This window comes from Methylobacterium sp. Leaf361 (genome assembly GCF_001424445.1).
Classification (GTDB): Bacteria; Pseudomonadota; Alphaproteobacteria; order Rhizobiales; family Beijerinckiaceae; genus Methylobacterium.
On the sequence record NZ_LMPY01000032.1, the window covers coordinates 1 to 17,188 of the forward strand.

The 17,188-nt window shown below is 71.3% G+C and carries 15 protein-coding genes, 1 tRNA gene and 1 pseudogene; 13 read left to right on the top strand and 4 right to left on the bottom strand.

What is annotated here, in order from left to right:
* Nucleotides 1–353 precede the first annotated feature (353 nt).
* From ASG32_RS35225 to ASG32_RS20430, 4 genes and pseudogenes are all read left to right on the top strand, one after another.
* Nucleotides 354–940, top strand: a pseudogene (locus ASG32_RS35225) (transposase); the annotation flags it as partial.
* A 309-nt stretch (nucleotides 941–1,249) separates the two neighbouring features.
* Entirely contained in the window at nucleotides 1,250–1,483 is a 234-nt protein-coding gene (locus tag ASG32_RS20415; RefSeq protein ID WP_157862030.1) for a hypothetical protein, read from the top strand.
* A gap of 36 nt (nucleotides 1,484–1,519) precedes the next feature.
* Nucleotides 1,520–2,926 (top strand): MATE family efflux transporter, encoded by a 1,407-nt coding sequence (locus ASG32_RS20420; RefSeq protein ID WP_056530045.1) that lies wholly within the window; start codon nucleotides 1,520–1,522, stop codon nucleotides 2,924–2,926.
* A 328-nt stretch (nucleotides 2,927–3,254) separates the two neighbouring features.
* Nucleotides 3,255–4,076 (top strand): oxidoreductase, encoded by an 822-nt coding sequence (locus ASG32_RS20430; protein WP_056530052.1) that lies wholly within the window; start codon nucleotides 3,255–3,257, stop codon nucleotides 4,074–4,076.
* Between the two features lie 534 nt (nucleotides 4,077–4,610).
* Here ASG32_RS20430 and ASG32_RS20435 read toward each other — a convergent pair.
* Nucleotides 4,611–4,688 (bottom strand) — tRNA-Pro (locus ASG32_RS20435).
* 141 nt (nucleotides 4,689–4,829) lie between these two features.
* Here ASG32_RS20435 and ASG32_RS20440 point away from each other — a divergent pair.
* The 9 genes from ASG32_RS20440 to ASG32_RS20480 all read left to right on the top strand — a co-directional run bounded on the left by ASG32_RS20440 (nucleotide 4,830) and on the right by ASG32_RS20480 (nucleotide 15,284).
* Nucleotides 4,830–6,110: a glycosyltransferase family 1 protein gene (locus ASG32_RS20440; RefSeq protein ID WP_056530055.1), complete on the top strand. Its 1,281-nt coding sequence runs from the start codon at nucleotides 4,830–4,832 to the stop codon at nucleotides 6,108–6,110.
* A 174-nt stretch (nucleotides 6,111–6,284) separates the two neighbouring features.
* A complete protein-coding gene (locus ASG32_RS20445) occupies nucleotides 6,285–6,605 on the top strand; it encodes a rhodanese-like domain-containing protein (protein WP_056530059.1) in 321 nt (106 codons plus the stop codon).
* Between the two features lie 145 nt (nucleotides 6,606–6,750).
* Complete coding sequence (locus tag ASG32_RS20450; RefSeq protein WP_056530061.1) at nucleotides 6,751–7,905, top strand: efflux RND transporter periplasmic adaptor subunit; 1,155 nt, start codon at nucleotides 6,751–6,753, stop codon at nucleotides 7,903–7,905.
* Nucleotides 7,906–8,012: 107 nt separating this feature from the next.
* Nucleotides 8,013–11,210 (top strand): multidrug efflux RND transporter permease subunit, encoded by a 3,198-nt coding sequence (locus ASG32_RS20455; protein WP_056530065.1) that lies wholly within the window; start codon nucleotides 8,013–8,015, stop codon nucleotides 11,208–11,210.
* Between the two features lie 109 nt (nucleotides 11,211–11,319).
* Complete coding sequence (locus tag ASG32_RS20460) at nucleotides 11,320–11,835, top strand: hypothetical protein (protein ID WP_056530068.1); 516 nt, start codon at nucleotides 11,320–11,322, stop codon at nucleotides 11,833–11,835.
* Nucleotides 11,836–11,909: 74 nt separating this feature from the next.
* Nucleotides 11,910–12,689 carry a lysophospholipid acyltransferase family protein gene (locus tag ASG32_RS20465; protein ID WP_056530071.1) on the top strand — a complete coding sequence of 260 codons (780 nt, stop codon included), beginning with the start codon at nucleotides 11,910–11,912 and terminating at the stop codon, nucleotides 12,687–12,689.
* A gap of 132 nt (nucleotides 12,690–12,821) precedes the next feature.
* Nucleotides 12,822–13,268, top strand: coding sequence for a hypothetical protein (locus tag ASG32_RS20470; protein ID WP_056530074.1), 447 nt, complete (start codon nucleotides 12,822–12,824; stop codon nucleotides 13,266–13,268).
* Between the two features lie 136 nt (nucleotides 13,269–13,404).
* Nucleotides 13,405–14,511, top strand: coding sequence for a DUF2125 domain-containing protein (locus ASG32_RS20475; RefSeq protein WP_056530077.1), 1,107 nt, complete (start codon nucleotides 13,405–13,407; stop codon nucleotides 14,509–14,511).
* A gap of 113 nt (nucleotides 14,512–14,624) precedes the next feature.
* Entirely contained in the window at nucleotides 14,625–15,284 is a 660-nt protein-coding gene (locus ASG32_RS20480) for a phosphoribosylanthranilate isomerase (protein WP_056530080.1), read from the top strand.
* Nucleotides 15,285–15,294: 10 nt separating this feature from the next.
* Here the strand turns inward: ASG32_RS20480 and ASG32_RS20485 are convergent, their stop codons facing one another.
* Genes ASG32_RS20485 through sppA form a run of 3 tightly spaced genes read right to left on the bottom strand, consistent with a single transcriptional unit; the run spans nucleotide 15,295 to nucleotide 17,006 of the window.
* Nucleotides 15,295–15,663 (bottom strand): LapA family protein, encoded by a 369-nt coding sequence (locus ASG32_RS20485; RefSeq protein ID WP_026604778.1) that lies wholly within the window; start codon nucleotides 15,661–15,663, stop codon nucleotides 15,295–15,297.
* A gap of 18 nt (nucleotides 15,664–15,681) precedes the next feature.
* Nucleotides 15,682–15,993, bottom strand: a complete 312-nt coding sequence (locus tag ASG32_RS20490; protein WP_012319412.1) for an integration host factor subunit beta — start codon at nucleotides 15,991–15,993, stop codon at nucleotides 15,682–15,684.
* A gap of 50 nt (nucleotides 15,994–16,043) precedes the next feature.
* Complete coding sequence (gene sppA, locus ASG32_RS20495) at nucleotides 16,044–17,006, bottom strand: signal peptide peptidase SppA (protein WP_020092171.1); 963 nt, start codon at nucleotides 17,004–17,006, stop codon at nucleotides 16,044–16,046.
* Nucleotides 17,007–17,188 lie beyond the last annotated feature (182 nt).

The following is a 17,188-nucleotide window of genomic DNA, read 5'->3' on the forward strand; positions in this document are numbered from 1 at the left end:
CGATCTGCTCCCACTGCGCGTCAGTCAGTTCAAAGCGTCGCATCAGGCCCACATGGGGCCGATCCCGCGGCCTGTGAACCCTTTGCAGAGACGCCCTAGGGGCGAGACAGGAAAGCTCCGACCGGCGAACCGGACGGCCCGTCCGGATTCGAGCCCCGGCGGGCGTGCAGCAGCAGCGAGAACGTCCCGCGCGGCGGTGCCGTCGGGGCTGAAGGCGGTAGCCTCGAGGGCATGCCGAGGCCCGGTCGACGCGTGGGCAGGCGGGACAGTTTAAGCTTCCGACGAGGACGGCGCCCGGCCTGCGTCCAGGCTGACCTGACCGGCCGCCTTCGGACCGAGCTGATCGAGAGGATCTGCCAGGACCGGAGGAGCCGGACAGGCGGCGCGGTCGGACGACGCGCGCGGAGCAGGTCGCGCCGAAGCTGCACCAGATCGAGGTGCAGACAGCCCGGGGCAAGAACTTGGCGCTTGCGTGCGCGGAAGCGGAGATCTCTGAGCAGAGTGCCTCACGCTGGCGCAAGGCGTACGCCGGTCTCCGAGTCGATCAGGCTCGGAAGATGAAGGATCCGGAGCGCGAGAAGGCTCGGCTGCGGCGGCTCGTGGCCGATCTGACCTTGAAGAAGCAGATGTTGGCGGACGTGGCGGCCGGAGTCTCGTAGCATCCGAACGACGCCGCTAGGCGGTTGCAGACATCCAAGAGAGGTACGGTCTTCCGGAACGCCACGCCTGCCGGACCGTCGACCAGCACCGCGGCACGCGACGCGATGTGCCCTCCGTGTCGGCCGAAGAAAACGCGTCGACCCCTGCCATCATCAGCCTGGCATCCGAGTGCGGGCGCTGCGGCTGCTGCCGTGTCACCGCACTGCTGCGAGCGGATTGCAGGCAAGCGGGCCAGGATCGGGTTCGGCGCATCAGGCGTCGCGAAAGGCTCGAGGTCCCGCAGAATCCCTTTGACCAGGGAGGGCGTGACGAACGCGCGTCGCGACGGCCGGGAGATCGGCGCTGACACAGGCAACGACCCGGGCTTCGAGGACCTCGCGTGGGCCCCGGGCCTCGCCGACCGCCGGCTCGGGATGCGCGGCCCGATTGTCCAAGAAAGCCTCGCTTGGCAGACGGGAAGACCGTTGACGATAGATGACGATCATAATAGATTATGGGTGTCATATCAAACCGTCGAGGGCCCGCGAGGGAGCCGGCGATGGATGCGGACTGGCCATCGTACGCACCGGCCTGGCCGGCCCGGATTTCCGTGACCCTGAAGCCAGCCTTGGTCCAGGCCACCGAGGTCGCGCCGGCCGCGGGGATGGTCGAGGGTAGCGGCGCCGAGATCGAGGGCCTTGGGCAGTTCGGAGGCCCCACCGGCGTGATGATCGTCGACGCCAACATCCGGGTCTCGGGTGGCCGGCCGGGGCTCCTGTCCAATACCCCCGAAGCCGGACGAGGGGGCCCGACCTCCCGAGTCCGCTCCTCGGGCATCGCGTAGCCGGCCGCCGAAGCTGTCACGGACGAGGAAGCCCTCATGGACATCAGGACGCGCCGACTGCTGACGGCCCCTCTCCTGCCGACGCTGGCCCGGATGGCCGTGCCGAATGTCGCGGTCATGGTCGTCCAGACCTCCATCGGCCTGATCGAGACCTACTTCGTCGCCGAGCTCGGCACCGACGCCCTCGCCGGAATGGCGCTCGTCTTCCCGGTGGTCATGCTCGTCCAGATGCTGTCCGCGGGCGGCATGGGCGGCGGCATCCAGTCGGCGGTCTCGCGCACCCTGGGCGCTGGTCGGCAGGACGCGGCGGGTCTGCTCGCGTGGTACGCCGCCGCCATCGGCCTCGGCCTCGGCGCGGTGACCAGCCTGCTCGCCTTGACCCTGGGACCGCGCCTCTACGCGGCGATGGGCGGCACGGGTGCCTCGCTCAGGGCCGCGACGGCCTACGCGACCGTCGTGTTCGGCGCCGCGATCCTGATCTGGCTGTTCAACGCGCTGGCGGCGGTGATCCGCGGGACCGGCAACATGGCGCTCCCGGCCGGCGTCACCTGCGCCGGGGCCGTCCTGCTGATCCCGCTCTCGCCCGCGCTGATCTTCGGGTGGGGGCCGTTCCCCCGCCTCGGGGTCGTGGGCGGCGGTGTCGCCTTCGCCGCCTACTACGCCGTCGGCGCCACCGTCTTCGCCGCCTACATCTGGTCCGGCCGGGGTGTCCTGCGCCCGAGCCCTCGCCCGCCGAGGCTGACTTGGGCGCCGTCCCGCGAGATCCTGCGCGTCGGCCTGCTCTCTGGCATCGCCAGCATGACCTCCAACGTCACCGTCATCGCCGCGACCGGCTTCGTCGGGACGGCGGGACCGGCAGCGGTGGCCGGGTACGGGACCGGCGCGAGGCTGGAGTACCTGCTGGTCCCCCTGGTGTTCGGGCTCGGCTCGCCGATCGCCGCCCTCGTCGGGACCGCCCTCGGGGCCGGGATGCACGCACGCGCCCGTCAGGCCGCGCTTACCGGCGCCCTCGTGGCGGGTGTCCTGACGGAGGCCATCGGCCTCACGGCCGCCCTCCATCCTGCCGGGTGGCTCGGCCTGTTCGGGCACGATCCGGCGATGCTCGCCACCGGCTCGACCTACCTGCGCGTCGTCGGACCGTTCTACGGATTCTTCGGGGCCGGCCTCGCCCTCTACTTCGCGGCCCAGGGGGCCGGGCGTGTCGGCTGGCCGCTCGCCGCGAGCGTCCTTCGGATGGCCGTGGCCCTGGGGGGAGCCTGGATCGCGGCGAGGCTCGGGCTGGGCTTGGTCGGGATGTTCGTCGCCCTCTCGGCCGGCTTCGTCGCCATGGGCCTCGTCAACGCGGCCGCCTTCGCGACTGGCCGGATGTTCCTGGCGGAGCCCGCGCCGAGCACATCCCCTGTTCCGCCGGGCCTTACGGCGGCCGCCAATTCGGGACGCTGAGACGAGGCCTGCGACGCGGACGAGGCCGATGGGTGCCGGCGCCTCCGAGGCGAACGGCGTCCGCGTCCCGGGGCCGCGTCTCCTTCGGGATGAGCGGGGCGCCCGCCCATCTCGAGGCGACGGTGCTGGGAGCACCCGAGGAGCAGTTCGGCAGGATCCTCGAACCGACCGACCCGCGCTCGCGATCCGTGACGGAGATCGCCGATGAATCCTCCGAGACCCTGGACCGGATTGGCGACGCCCTCGGATCTGGCTTGCTTTCAAAAATGATGATAATAATTTATATTGGGTCGCAGCGGGCAAGGTGCCGCGTGGATCGGAGGGCGATATGAGCAAGGGCAGCATCAAGACCGCGGTGGTCACAGGCGCCTCGTCCGGCATCGGGCTGGAGACGGCGAAGGCCCTTCAGGCTGCGGGCTACCGCGTATTCGGGACCAGCCGGAGGGCGTCTCCGGCCGTGGACGGCGGGATGGCCACCATCGTCTGTGACGTCACCGATGAGAGATCGGTCACTGAGATGGTCGAGACCGTCTTCGGCGAGACGGGGAGGATCGACCTCCTCGTGAACAACGCCGGCTTCGGCATCAGCGGCGCGGCCGAGGAATCGTCGGTCTCGCAGGCTCAGGCCATGTTCGACGTGAACCTGTTCGGCGTCATCCGGACGACCCGCGCCGTGCTTCCCCTGATGCGCGCGCAGAAGGGTGGCCGGATCATCAACGTCAGCTCTGTCCAGGGCCTGATCCCGGCCCCCTACATGGCGCTCTACGGCGCCAGCAAGCACGCCGTCGAAGGCTACTCCGAGTCGCTGGACCACGAGGTTCGTGGGCAAGGGATCCGGATCGTGCTCGTCGAGCCCGCTTTCACCCGGACGGCCTTCGACCGGAACCTCGTGCGCCCCGACGCGCCGCTCGGCATCTACGAGGCGGAGCGCGCCGGTCGGGACCGGTTCCTGAGCGAGGTCTTGAAGTCCGCCGATGCGCCCGAGGTCGTGGCGAAGGTCATCGTCGACGCCGCCACCGCGACGAGCCCGAAGCGCCGTTACACGGCGGGCCCCAAGGCGAAGCAGGTCAGCCTGCTGCGCCGCTTCGTGCCGGCCACCGCCTTCGACAAGAGCTTCCGCAAGGAGATGCGCCTCCCGCAGGTCCCGTGATCACGAGTCCGGAGAGGTCGCGGATCCGGCGCGTGTCGGCGTGCAGGGGTTGAGATCGGCCGGGCGCCAGCGCCGTCGATCCTGACCCTCCGCGCCGCGTCGCGTGATGGCGAGTTTGGGCAGCGCGGAAGGGAGTTCTCACCAGGCACACCGACAGCACCCGCAGCTCCGCACCGCTTCGTCGACGTGTGGTGGAATGATCCGATCTGGCCAAGGCAGGGCGAAGCCTGGACGGCCGCGCCTACCTGCGGGCGCTGAAAGTCGGGGAGGCGCGCCTCCGCCGCCGGCCGCGCTGCTGGGGATCCAAGTCGATCGCCTCGTCAGAGAGCTCGGCGGCCTCGTGAAGCGCCGAGACGGTCGGGTTCGAGGCTATGGGCTTCGGCGACCCTTCGCCGCCAGGAATGCACCGACCGAGAACAGACCGTGGGTGGCTCTGGTGGCCCATAGTGCCCACGTGCACCGCGCGTTCCGCCTTTGCTCGCGGACTGACCAGCGATCGTTCCAGGACAGAGCCTTGTTGCCCAAAGGCTTGAATGGTCGGAGTGGCGGGATTCGAACCCACGACCCCTAGTCCCCCAGACTAGTGCGCTAACCGGGCTGCGCTACACTCCGACGCCGCGAGGGCTCGCGGCTCTTAGCCTCCGCGCCGCGCCCGCGCAAGCCCTTCGGCGCGCGCCGGCCGCGCGGATGTGCTGGCTCTCGCGGGTCAGGCCCGCTACGGGGAGGCCTCGCCCCCACGATTGCCAGAGGATCATGACGGACCGACCGATCGCCTTCGATCTCACGCGCCTCGTCACGCGGCTGCGCCACGCGAGCCCGTCGGGCATCGACCGCGTCGACCTCGCCTACGCGCGCGCCTATCTCGGCCGGGCGGAGACGGGCGTCGGCGTCGTCTCCACGGCGTTCGGGCCGCGCATCCTCGACCGCGCGCAGGCGCTGGAGATCGTCGAGGCCGTGGCGGCCGGCTGGGTCGAGGACCGGGACGCCGCGTCGGACCCGGTCTACCGGCGGCTCGCGTCCCGCTGCGGCGATCCCGCCGCCGCGCCGCCGCCCGGCACCGCACCGCAGGCCGGGTCCGCCGACCGGCGGCGGATCCAGGCGCGCAAGACCGTCGACATCGCGCTGCGCGGCCGGTCGGTCGCGATCCTGCCCCGGGACGCGCTCTACCTGCACACCTCGCACTTGCGCCTCGACGACCCGCGGCGGTTCGACTGGCTCTATAGCCGGCGGGACGTGCGGGCGGCGTTCTTCGTCCACGACCTCATCCCGATCACCCACCCGGAATACGGCCGGTCCGGTGAGGCCGACCGGCACCGGGCGCGCCTGCGCACGATCGGGCGGCACGCCTCCGCCATCCTGGTGAACTCGGAGGATACCGGCCGGCGCACCCTCGCGCATCTCGCCGCCGAGGGGTTCGGGCGGCTGCCGGTGGCCGTGGGCCATCTCGGGGTCGAGGCCGCCTTCGGCCACGCCGGGCCCCGATTCACCCCCGACCGGCCGACCTTCCTGGTCTGCGGCACCATCGAGTCGCGCAAGAACCACCTGCTGCTGTTCCAGATCTGGCGGCTCCTGGCCGAGCGCCACGGGGCGGCGGCACCCCGGCTCGTCGTGGTCGGGCGCCGGGGCTGGGAGGCGGAGAGCGCCATCGACATGCTGGAGCGCTGCCCCGGCGTGCGCGCCCACGTCATCGAGGCCTCGGGATTGTCGACCCACGGTCTGGCGGCGCTGATGCGCAGCTGCACCGCCCTGCTGATGCCGTCCTTCACCGAGGGCTACGGCATCCCCGTCGTCGAGGCCGCGGCCTCGGGGCTGCCGGTGATCGCCTCTGACATCGCCGTCCACCGCGAGATCGCCGACGGCTTCGCGCTGTTCCGCGATCCCCTGGACGGTCCGGGCTGGATCGAGGCGATCGAGGCGCTCGCGCGGCCCGACGGATCGCTCCGCGCCGAACTGGCCGGCCGTCTGGCCGGGTACCGGCCGCCGGACTGGCCCGCGCATTTCGCGGCCGTGACGCCGACCCTCGCGGCGCTCTGACAGGGCCCCCGATCCGCGCCGGGCCAGGCCTCCTCGGCTGCCTGCCCGCCGGCCGAAGGCCGCGGGCCGAGACCGCGGGACGACGACGCACGTTGCGCCGCCGGGGTCTGACGAATAAGGAAAAGCGTCAGTCAGCCAGCCTGGCCGAGAGCGGGCGGAACGGAGATCCTGCCGATGCGGGTGGTCGACCTCGATCGCGAGACGGTCAAGCAGGGGCTCGATGACGGCTCGATGCTGATCATCGACGTCCGTGAATCGCACGAGTACGAGGCCGGGCACATCCCCGGCGCCGTCTCGCACCCGCTCTCCGGCTTCGACCCGCAGGCGGTCGCGGCCCTCGTCGCAGAGGACGGCCGGCGGGCGGTGTTCTCGTGCGCCTCGGGCGTCCGCTCGGTCCACGCGCTCATGGCGGCGCAGAATGCCGGGCTCGACCTCGTCGAACACTACAAGGGCGGTTTCAAGGACTGGTACAGCGCGGGCGAAACGGTCGCCTAATCTGCCGTTTCAATCCGGCTCGCGGGACCGTGATGTGCGTTCGCGCACAAGCAACACCGTCGACCGCGGGTTACGGCGCACCCGCGGCGGAACAATCGTCAAGCTCGGCGCGACCGGACGGTCGGCCAACGGACAGCAGGACCCGATGCGCAGCCGGCTTCCCAGCCTACTCACCGTCTTGTCAGGCCTGATCGCGGCTCTCGCGGCAGGCCCCCTCGCGACTCCGGCCCGCGCGCAGGCGCCGGGCGGCCCGCCGCCCAAGGTCACCGTGGCCAAGCCCGTGGTGCGCCAGATCGTCGAGCAGGATCAGTATACCGGCCGCTTCGACGCGATCGATTACGTCGAGGTCCGCGCCCGCGTCACCGGCTACCTCGAGAAGATCAACTTCGTCGACGGCCAGACGGTGAAGAAGGGCGACATCCTGTTCGTGATCGACCGGCGCCCCTACAAGGCGGCGCTGGAGCAGGCCCAGGCGGCCCTGGCCTCCGCCAAGGCGCGCCAGTCCTTCTCGCAGACGGACCTGGAGCGCGCGCAGACCCTGTCCCGCAGCGGCAACATCTCCGAGCAGGTCACCGACCAGCGCCGGCAGGCCTCGCAGACCGCCCAGGCCGACGTCGACAGCGCCCAGGCCGCCCTCAACAACGCCCAGCTGAACTACGACTTCAGCGAGGTGAAGGCGCCGATCAACGGCCGCATCAGCCGCCGCCTGGTGACCGAGGGCAACATCGTCAGCGCCGACCAGACCATGCTGACGACGATCGTGTCCCTCGACCCGATCTATTTCAGCTACACGGTCGATGAGAAGTCGTTCCTCAAGTACCAGAACAGCCTCGGCATCGGCATGGGCCAGACCCAGCAGGGTAAGGGCGTGCCAATCCTGATCGCCCTGTCCGGCGAGGCGAAGCCCACCCGCAAGGGCACGCTCGACTTCGTCGACAACCGCGTCGACAACGCCACCGGCACGATCCTGCTGCGCGCGACCGTCCCGAACCCCGACCTGTTCATCAAGCCCGGCCTGTTCGGCATCGTCTCGATGCCGGCGACCAAGCCGTTCCAGGGCATCCTGCTGCCCGACGACGCCGTGGCGGCCAACCAGGACAAGCGGATCGTCTACATCGTCGGGCCCGAGAACGTGATCCAGCAGAAGGACGTCGTGCTGGGACCGAAGGTCGACGGCTACCGGGTGATCCAGTCAGGGCTGAAGGGCGACGAGACCGTGGTGGTCAACGGCCTGTCTCGTGTCCGTCCGGGCGCGAAGGTCACCCCCGAGACGATCGAATTGCCCCCGAGCAAGACCTGAGCCCCCGGGGCTCGACACGAACGCCTTCGTGCGCGCCGCGCGGCGCGCCCCGCACCGACGACGCAGGGCCCCGTCCGGGAGACCGGCGGGCCTCAGAGGTTTGACCGATGCGTTTCGCCCATTTCTTCGTCGACAGACCGATCTTCGCGTCCGTCACGTCGATCGTGTTCCTGATCCTCGGCTTCGTGGCCTACGAGAGCCTGCCGGTCTCGCAGTACCCCGAGATCGTGCCGCCGACCGTGACGGTGCGCGCCTCCTATCCGGGCGCCAACGCCGAGACCGTGGCCGCCACGATCGCGACGCCGATCGAGCAGGAGGTCAACGGCGTCGACAACATGCTCTACATGACGTCGTTGTCGACCAACGACGGCAACATGCTGCTGACCGTGACCTTCAAGGTCGGCACCAACCTCGATATCGCCAACGTGCTGGTGCAGAACCGGCTCTCGGTGGCGCAGCCGCGCCTGCCGCCGGACGTGCGCAACCTCGGCGTCACGGTCCGCAAGGCCTCGCCCGACCTGATGCTGGTCGTGCACCTGCTCTCGCCGAACAAGACCTATGACCAGAACTACCTCGCCAACTACATCTACCTGAACATCCGCGACGAGCTGCTGCGCCTCGACGGCGTCGGCGACATCACGATCTTCGGCGGTAACGAGTACGCGGAGCGCGTCTGGGTCGATCCCAACAAGCTCGCCGCCTACGGCCTCTCGGTCACCGACGTCACGACGGCCCTGCAGGAGCAGAACGTGCAGGTGGCCGCCGGCCAGCTGAACGGTCCGCCGGCCGCCAAGGGCGAGGCGTTCCAGCTCGTCGTGCAGTCGCAGGCCCGGTTCAAGACGCCCGAGCAGTTCGCCGAGGTGATCATCAAGGCGCAGGACGGGCGCCTCGTCCGGGTCAAGGACATCGCCCGCGTCGAGATGGGCCAGAAGGACTACACGACCAACTCGTTCCTCAACGACACGCCCGCGGTCGGCATCGGCGCCTTCCAGCGGCCGGGCACCAACGCGCTCGACGCGGCGGCGTCGGTCAAGAAGGTGATGGAGGAGGTCAAGAAGAACTTCCCGCCGGACGTCGAGTACCGCATCGCCTACAACCCGACGGAGTTCATCGAGGAATCGATCCACGAGGTCTACAAGACCCTGTTCGAGGCGGTCGGCCTCGTGGTCATCGTGGTGCTGGTGTTCCTCCAGAGCTGGCGGACCGCCCTGATCCCGGTGATCGCGATCCCGGTCTCGCTGATCGGCACCTTCGCGGCGATGGCCGCCTTCGGCTTCTCGCTGAACAACCTGACCCTGTTCGGGCTGGTGCTCGCGATCGGCATCGTGGTCGACGACGCGATCGTGGTGGTGGAGAACGTCGAGCGCAACATGGCCGAGGGCCTGTCGCCGGGCGACGCCGCCCACAAGACCATGGACGAGGTCGGCGGCGCGGTCATCGCCATCGCGCTGGTGCTCGCCGCGGTGTTCGTGCCGACGGCGTTCATCCCGGGCATCTCGGGCCAGTTCTACAAGCAGTTCGCGCTCACCATCGCGGCCTCGACCCTGATCTCGGCCTTCAACTCGCTGACCCTGTCGCCGGCGCTCTGCAAGCTGCTGCTGGTGCCCCACCACGCCCGCAAGGAGCCGAAGTTCTTCCTGACCCGGTTCGTGAACTGGCTGGCGAACGGCTTCAACCGCGCCTTCGATGCCACGTCGAACGCCTACGGCCGGACGATCCGGGTGCTCACCGGCGGGATCGTGGGCTTGGGCGTGATGCTGCTGGTCTACGCCGCGGTGATCGCTGGCACGCTCCACCTCGCGCAGACGACCCCCACGGGCTTCATCCCGGACCAGGATCAGGGCTACCTGATCGGCGTCGTCCAGCTCCCGTCCGGCTCCTCCCTCGACCGCACCACGGAGGTGTGCCTGCGCGCCGCCAAGCAGGCCCGGACGGTCGACGGCGTGGCCAACGCGGTGATCATCGCGGGCTTCGACGGCGCGACCTTCACCAACACGACCAATGCCGGCGTGATGTTCCTGACGCTGAAGGGGGCGAAGGAGCGCGCGGAAGTGGGTCGGAGCGCGGCCGTCATCACCGGCGACGTGCTGAAGGCGACCTCGGACATCCAGGAGGCGCGGGTCATCGTCATCCCGCCCCCGCCCGTCCGCGGTCTCGGCAACGGCGGCGGCTTCAAGATGCAGATCGAGAGCCGCCAATCCTCGGATATCGGCCCGCTCATGGCCGCCGCCGGCGAGGTGATCGCCCAGGCGAACCAGAGCGCGGACGTGCAGCGCGTGTTCACGACCTTCGACAACTCGACGCCGCAGCTCTTCCTCGACATCGACCGCACCATCGCGCGGATGCTGAACGTGCCGCTGGCCAACGTGTTCTCGTCGGTCCAGGCGGATCTCGGCGGCACCTACGTCAACGATTTCAACACCCTGGGCCGCATCTACCAGGTGCGCCTGCAGGGCGACGCGGCGTTCCGCACGTCGGTGCAGGACATCTCGCAGATCAAGGTGCGCTCCTCCACCGGCGCCCTGGTGCCGATGGGCACCCTCGCCTCGGTGCGGGACGTGACCGGTCCGCAGATCGTGCAGCGGTTCAACCTGTACTACTCGGTCCCGGTGCAGGGCGTGGCCAAGCCCGGCGTCTCCACCGGACAGGCGCTCACCGCCATGGAGGAGATCGCCAAGAAGGCGCTGCCCGACGGCTACTCGTACGACTGGACCGAGATCGCCTACCAGCAGAAGGCGGCGAGCGGCACGGCCGGCGCGGTCTTCGCCCTCGGCGTGCTGCTGGTCTTCCTCGTGCTCGCCGCGCAGTACGAATCCTGGGCGCTGCCGCTCGCGATCCTGCTGGTGGTGCCGACCGGCGTGCTCGCCGCGCTCGCGGGCGTGCAGTTCCGGGGGCAGGACAACAACATCCTGACCCAGATCGGCCTGATCGTGCTCATCGGCCTCGCGGCGAAGAACGCGATCCTGATCGTCGAGTTCGCGCACGACATCGAGCAGCGGGAGCATCGCGGCCCGGTCGAGGCGGCGGTCGAGGCCTGCCGTCTCCGCCTGCGCCCGATCCTGATGACCGCCTTCGCGTTCATCCTCGGCACCCTGCCGCTGGTCGTGGCGACCGGCCCCGGCGCCGAGATGCGCCAGGCGCTCGGCACCGCGGTGTTCTTCGGGATGATCGGCGCGACCTTCTTCGGCCTGTTCCTGACCCCGGTCTTCTACGTGGTGATCCGCCACTTCTCGATCTGGCTCGGCCGGTTCCGGAAGAAGCACACGCACGGCGATCCCGGCGGCGCCGCCCCGGCCCACGGCTGACGGCATACGCCCCCCGGGCCGCGGAACGATGGAAGCCGCGCCGGATCCGCGAGGATCGGGCGCGGCTTCCGCGCGACGGGCGGGGGCGCCCGGTGTAGAGGCTCGCGGCATGCACGCCCTCGGTCGCCTGATTCTCGGGGCCTTCGCCCTCCTGCTCGCCGTCCCCACGGGCCTCGCGGTCCTGGTCCTGGCGCTGCTCGTCGACCCGGCCGCGCAGGCCTGGCTGACCGGCGGGGCGCTCGCCGGACTCGACATGGCCCTGTCGGACCTCTCGGCCGGGCTGCCGCCGGAGGGGCTCGCCCTGCTCCTCGCCGGCCTCGCCAAGGCGCTGTTCGCGCTGCTGTTCGTACCCCCGGCCGTGATCGGCCTCGGTGGTGAGATCCTCGGGCGCCGCGGCCTGCTGTGGTACGGCGCCGGCTGCGGGCTGCTCACCGCCGCCCTCCCCTGGCTGACGCGCGGCGCGCTCCGGTCCGGCGGCGCCCGCGACACCGCCCTCCTCGCGGGCGAGGCGCGCCTGACGCTGATCCTGTTCGCGGTCGGTGCCAGCGCCGGCCTGGTCTACTGGCTGGTCGCCGGGCGCGGCGCGGGGCTCGTCCCGGACGGGCATCGCCCCGAGGGGACCTGACGCCGCCCGGCATGTCGCCCTTGGCCGCGGACACGCGGGCGCGCTACAGGGGAGCCGCCACGACACGGTTCCCGATGCTCGCCTTCCGCTCTCTCGCCTTCAACGTCTGCTTCTACGCCGTCACGACGGTCCTGGCCTTCGCCGGCCTGCCCATGCTGGTCTCCGGCCGGTCGGTGCTGCGGCTCSCCCGCGCCTGGGGGCGGATCACCCTGTGGCTCCTGCGGGTCGTCGCGGGAACGCGGGTCGAGTTCCGCGGGCTGGAGAACATCCCGGCCGGCCCCCTGCTGGTGGCGGCCAAGCACCAGTCGGCCCTGGAGACGCTGGCCCTCTGCACGGTGCTGCCGAACTTCGCCTACATCCTGAAGAAGGAGCTGCTGCTCATCCCGCTGATCGGCTGGTACCTGTCGCGCAGCGGCATGGTGGCGATCGACCGGTCGAAGGGCAGCCGGGCCATGAGCCTGATGAATGCCGCCGCCGGTGCGGCGATCCGGGACGGCCGCCAGCTCATCATCTTCCCGGAGGGCACCCGGCGTCCGGTCGGGGCGCCGCCCGCCTACAAGCAGGGGCTCTCGCACCTCTACACCGCCCTGAACGTGCCCTGCCTGCCCGTGGCGCTGAACACCGGCCTGTTCTGGTCGCGCAACAGCCTCGTGCGCCGGCCGGGCCGGGCGGTGATCGAGTTCCTGCCGCCCATCCCGCCGGGCCTTCCCCGCCAGGAGTTCCAGGCGCTGGCCCAGGAGCGGCTCGAGACGGCCTCGAACGCCCTCGTCGAGGGCGGCCTCCAGGGCCTCGCGGCCGAGGGGCACGCCGTGCCGGCCGACGAGCCGCCGGCCGCCGCAGATGCCCGACGCTGAGCCGTTCGCGAGCGCGGTTTTCCGCGTCGGACCGGCGCCCGGCGGCTTGTGGATAACGGGCATCGTCGCCACATCTCGCTCTAGGAACGTCGCCCTTGACGCCTGTGGATATCGCGCGTTAGGTTAGAACAAATGGCGAACAGAAGAGCCCTGTCCTGGTCGGCCGCGCTCCGCGACCTGAAGGACGATCGCACCCGGAGGCAGGATGTGCGTGAAGAACGCCTCAAGACGACGACGGGTCTGCGCGGCTCCCCCGCGCTCCCGCTCTCGGCCTGGCGCGGCCGCTCCGGCCGGCGCTACGTGGTCGGTGTCCACCCGGCCGGCGGCTTCGATCTCGACGAGATGGCGCAGGCCGTGGTGATCGCCGTCCGCCGGGACAACGCCGGCATCGCCGAGATGGTCTCGGTGGCGAGTTCCAGCGAGAGCCCGCGCGACCATCTGCGCCGGACCTGGCTCGACCGTGTCCGCCGCCGGGGTGCCACCGAGATGCACGTCCACCGCCTCGCCGAGAACGAGGCCGAGCGGACGGCGATCGTCGAGGATCTGCAGGTCGACACCGTCGAGCCGGCGCAGGTCTGACCGGGGACGTGCCGCGCGCGGACGGATCGCGTCCGCGGCGGTCGACCCGTGGCGGTGCTGCCCCAGTTTCGCCCCTTGCGTGGCCACAAGCCGGGGTCACGATGTCCCCGCGGGGACGGGTCGGGGAGCGGAACGCATGGTGCAGGATCGGACGCGGCCGGAGGGTGCCGCTGAGACAGCTCCGGTACGGGGCGCGCGGCGATCCCGGCGGGGGCTGTTCCTGCCCTACATCCTGCTCGCCCTCGTGGTCGTGGGCTGGTCGGCCGGCTGGCTGTGGATGCGGGAGCGCGCGGCCAGCGAGATCGACGGCTGGATCGCCCGCGAGGCGACCGCCGGACGCACCTGGACCTGCGCGGACCGATCCCTCGGCGGCTACCCTTTCCGCCTGGAGCTGCGCTGCAGCGCCGTGACCCTCGAGCGCGCCGATGGGCGCTTCCGGCTCGGGCCGAGCACGGCGGTGGCGCAGATCTACCAGCCCCGCCTGGTCGTCTTCGAGAGCGCGGGCCCCTTCCACGTCGAGCAGGGCCCGCTGACCGGCGACGCGTCCTGGACCGCGCTCCAGGGCAGCTTTCACGGCGCCGCGGGGGGGTTCAGCCGCGCGTCCCTGGTCGTCGACAAGCCCGACATCACCGTGACGGGCGCCGAGCCCGGCCCGATCGCGGTCTCGGGGCGGCACCTCGAGCTGCATGCCCGGCCGAGCCCGGGCCGCTTCGACTCCGACGGCGCCGTGGATGTCAGCCTGCGCCTGAACCAAGCGGCGGTACCGCAGCTCGACGCGGTCACCGGAACGCAGGATCCGGCCGACCTCGCCCTGGACGCGACCCTGACGCAGGCGACCGTGCTGCGCACCGGGACGGTGGCGCGCGAGCTGGAACGCTGGCGTCAGGCGGGTGGCGCCCTGGACCTGACGGCCCTGTCGCTGGCCAAGGGGGCGCAGCGCGTCCAGGCGAAGGGCACGCTCGCCCTCGACGCCGCCCACCGGCCCGCCGGGCAGATCGACCTGCGGGCGGCCGGCGTCGACGCGCTGGTCGGCAGCATCGTCGGCCAGCGCTTCGGCTCGGACCGGGGCGCGCTGGTGGGCCAGCTGGTCGGCGGGCTCCTGGGGCTGGCCCAGCGCCCCGGCCCCGACGCGCCGGCCGACGGGACGCCGCTGAAGGCGCTCCCGCCCCTCCGGCTCGTCGACGGCAAGCTCGTCTTCAGCGGCTTCCCGATCCCGAACGTCTACGTGCCGGCCCTGTACTAGGGGAGCGACCCTGCCGGCCGGCACTGCCGGGTGGGCGGTGCGGGCGCGACCGGTATGACCGCTCGGCGCGCCGCGGGCCTGCTCGTCGGTGCGGGATCGGCTATAGAAGGCCGATGGCCTCCTCCCCGTCCCCGACCCGCGTGAAGATCTGCGGGCTCAGCACCGAAGCGACCCTGACCGCCGCTCTGGAAGCCGGGGCGGACTGGATCGGTCTCGTGCACTTCCCCCGCAGTCCCCGGCACGTGGCGCTGGCGGGGGCTGCCGCGCTGTCGGCCCTGGCCCGCGGCCGGGCCGAGCGGGTCATCCTGCTCGTCGATCCGGACGACGCGCTTCTCGCCGCGTCCGTCGAGGCGGTGGATCCGGATCTTGTCCAGCTCCACGGCCGGGAGAGCCCGGAGCGCGTCGCGGCGATCCGCGCCCGGACAGGACGGCCGGTGATGAAGGCGCTCGGCATCGCGACGTCGGCGGATCTCGCGGCCCTGCCGGCCTACGCGGCGGTCGCCGACCGGATCCTGCTGGATGCCAAGGCGCCGCCGGACGCCGCCCTGCCGGGCGGCAACGGCCGGCGCTTCGATTGGGAGATCCTGCGCGGCGCCGCGCTCCCGCCCGGGACCATGCTGTCGGGCGGACTGGATGCCGGAAACGTGGCCGACGCCCTCGCCCGCACGGGGATCGGCGCCGTCGACGTCTCGTCGGGTGTCGAGACGGCGCCAGGGGCGAAGGATCCGGCGAAGATCGCGGCCTTCGTGGCGGCCGCGCGCGGCCGGCGCTGAGGGGGCCGCCTCAGCGCGGGGCCGGCAGGGCCGTCCGGCCGGTATTCGGGACCGTGTAGACGCCCGAGGTCTCGGTCTCCGGCGCGTAGGCCCGCAGGCGGGTCGCCTCGCGCTCGTGCCGGACGGCCTCGCGGCGGTGATAGCGCGCCCGCGCGCGGGTCTTGCCCTGGCCGAGCCACGTGAAGATGCCGCCCACCACGATGCCCAGGGCCACCGCGCCGAACAGGATCGCGTAGAGCGGGAGATCGACGCTGAAGACCGGCGCGTCCACGTTGAACGGATCGAAGGAGAGCCGCACCGGCGCGCGATTGGCCACCGCCAGGAGGATCACCAGGGCGGCGATCGGCAGCAGCACGAGGCTCTTCAGGAAACGGATCATTGCGCTCACAGGTCCTTCCTACTCGGCGGCCGAGGCATTCTCGCCGATCCCGGCGGCGTTCAGGCGCTGGCGCATCTCCTTGCCGGTCTTGAACACGGGGATCGCCTTCTCGGACACGGCAACGGCGGCACCCGTGCGCGGGTTGCGTCCCCGGCGCGCCTCCCGGCGCTTGACCGAGAAGGCGCCGAAGCCGCGCAGCTCGACCCGGTCGCCGCGGGCCAGCGCGTCGGAAATGGTGTCGAGGATCGCGTTGACCAGGATCTCCACGTCGCGCTGGTAGAGATGCGGGTTCTGCTCGGCGATCTTGAGGACGAGCTCCGACTTGATCATGGCGTGGGATCTTCTCGCGGGATCGGGGCGGGCTGCGCGGCGGCGGTCGTTCAGGGTTCCGGGCGCCAGAGGGCGAGCATCCCGCCCCGGGCGGCCTCGGCCTCGGCGCCGACGGACCGCAGCCGCGCCGCGAGGCCTTCCAGGCCGAGAAGGTCGGCGCCGATCCCGGCGGCCGACCACAGGGAGAACCGGCTCTCCGAGGCAGGCTTCCAGTCCTTGATCGGCAGGTTCGTCTGGACGCCGCGGGCGCTCTCCAGCCACGCCACCGCCTGCCGCTCGCCGCCGAGCTCGTCGACGAGCTTCAGCGGCACGCTCTGGCGCCCGCTGAACACCCGTCCGTCCGAGACGGTGCTGAGCTGGGCCGGATCCATGCCGCGGCGCTCCGCGACGAGGCCCTTGAACCACGCGTAGGTGTCGCCCACCACGGAGGCCAGCGCCGCACGCGCCTCCGGCGAGGTCGGGGTGAAGCCCGAGGGCTCGGCCTTGAGCGGCGACGACTTCACCGACTCGACCTTGACGCCGACCTTGTCCAGCAGGCCCGAGAAGTCGGGGTACTGGAACAGCACGCCGATCGAGCCGACCAGGCTGGTCTCGCGCGCGACGATGTGATCGGCCGCGATCGCGGTGATGTAGGCGCCGGACGCGGCGGTGCCGTCCACGAAGGCCACGATCGGCTTCTTGGCGGCGAGCGCTCGGAGGTTGCGGAAGATCTCCTCCGAGCCCGTAGTCGTGCCGCCCGGCGAGTTGATCGAGACGATCACGCCCTTCACGGCGTCCGAATCGCCGACCCGCTTCATCAGCTTGGCGGTGGCCTCGCTCCCGGCGATGAAGCCTGAGACGGAGATGCGGGCGATCTGGGGCTGCACCGCGAAGGCGCCGTCCGCGCCCGTCCGCACCCGGTACCCGAGGGCCCCGACCGCCACGATGAGGCCGCCGACGCCGAGCACGCGCCAGAGGGACAACCTGCGGCGCAGGCGCCGCCGGTCAATCAGCAGTTCGGCATCGGCTGCCATGCTGTCGCTTCCCCTAAAGCACCCCGACCGGCCCCTCGACGGGGTGCGGGGCCGTACCCCCGCGCCGGGCAAGTCCTTGGTTTCCTTCGGCTCGCTCCGTCCGAGCCGTGCGAGGCCGGTGTTCTAGAGCATTTTCCGCGGGCGTGGATACGGGGCGCGCGAAGAAAATGACGGGGCGGCCC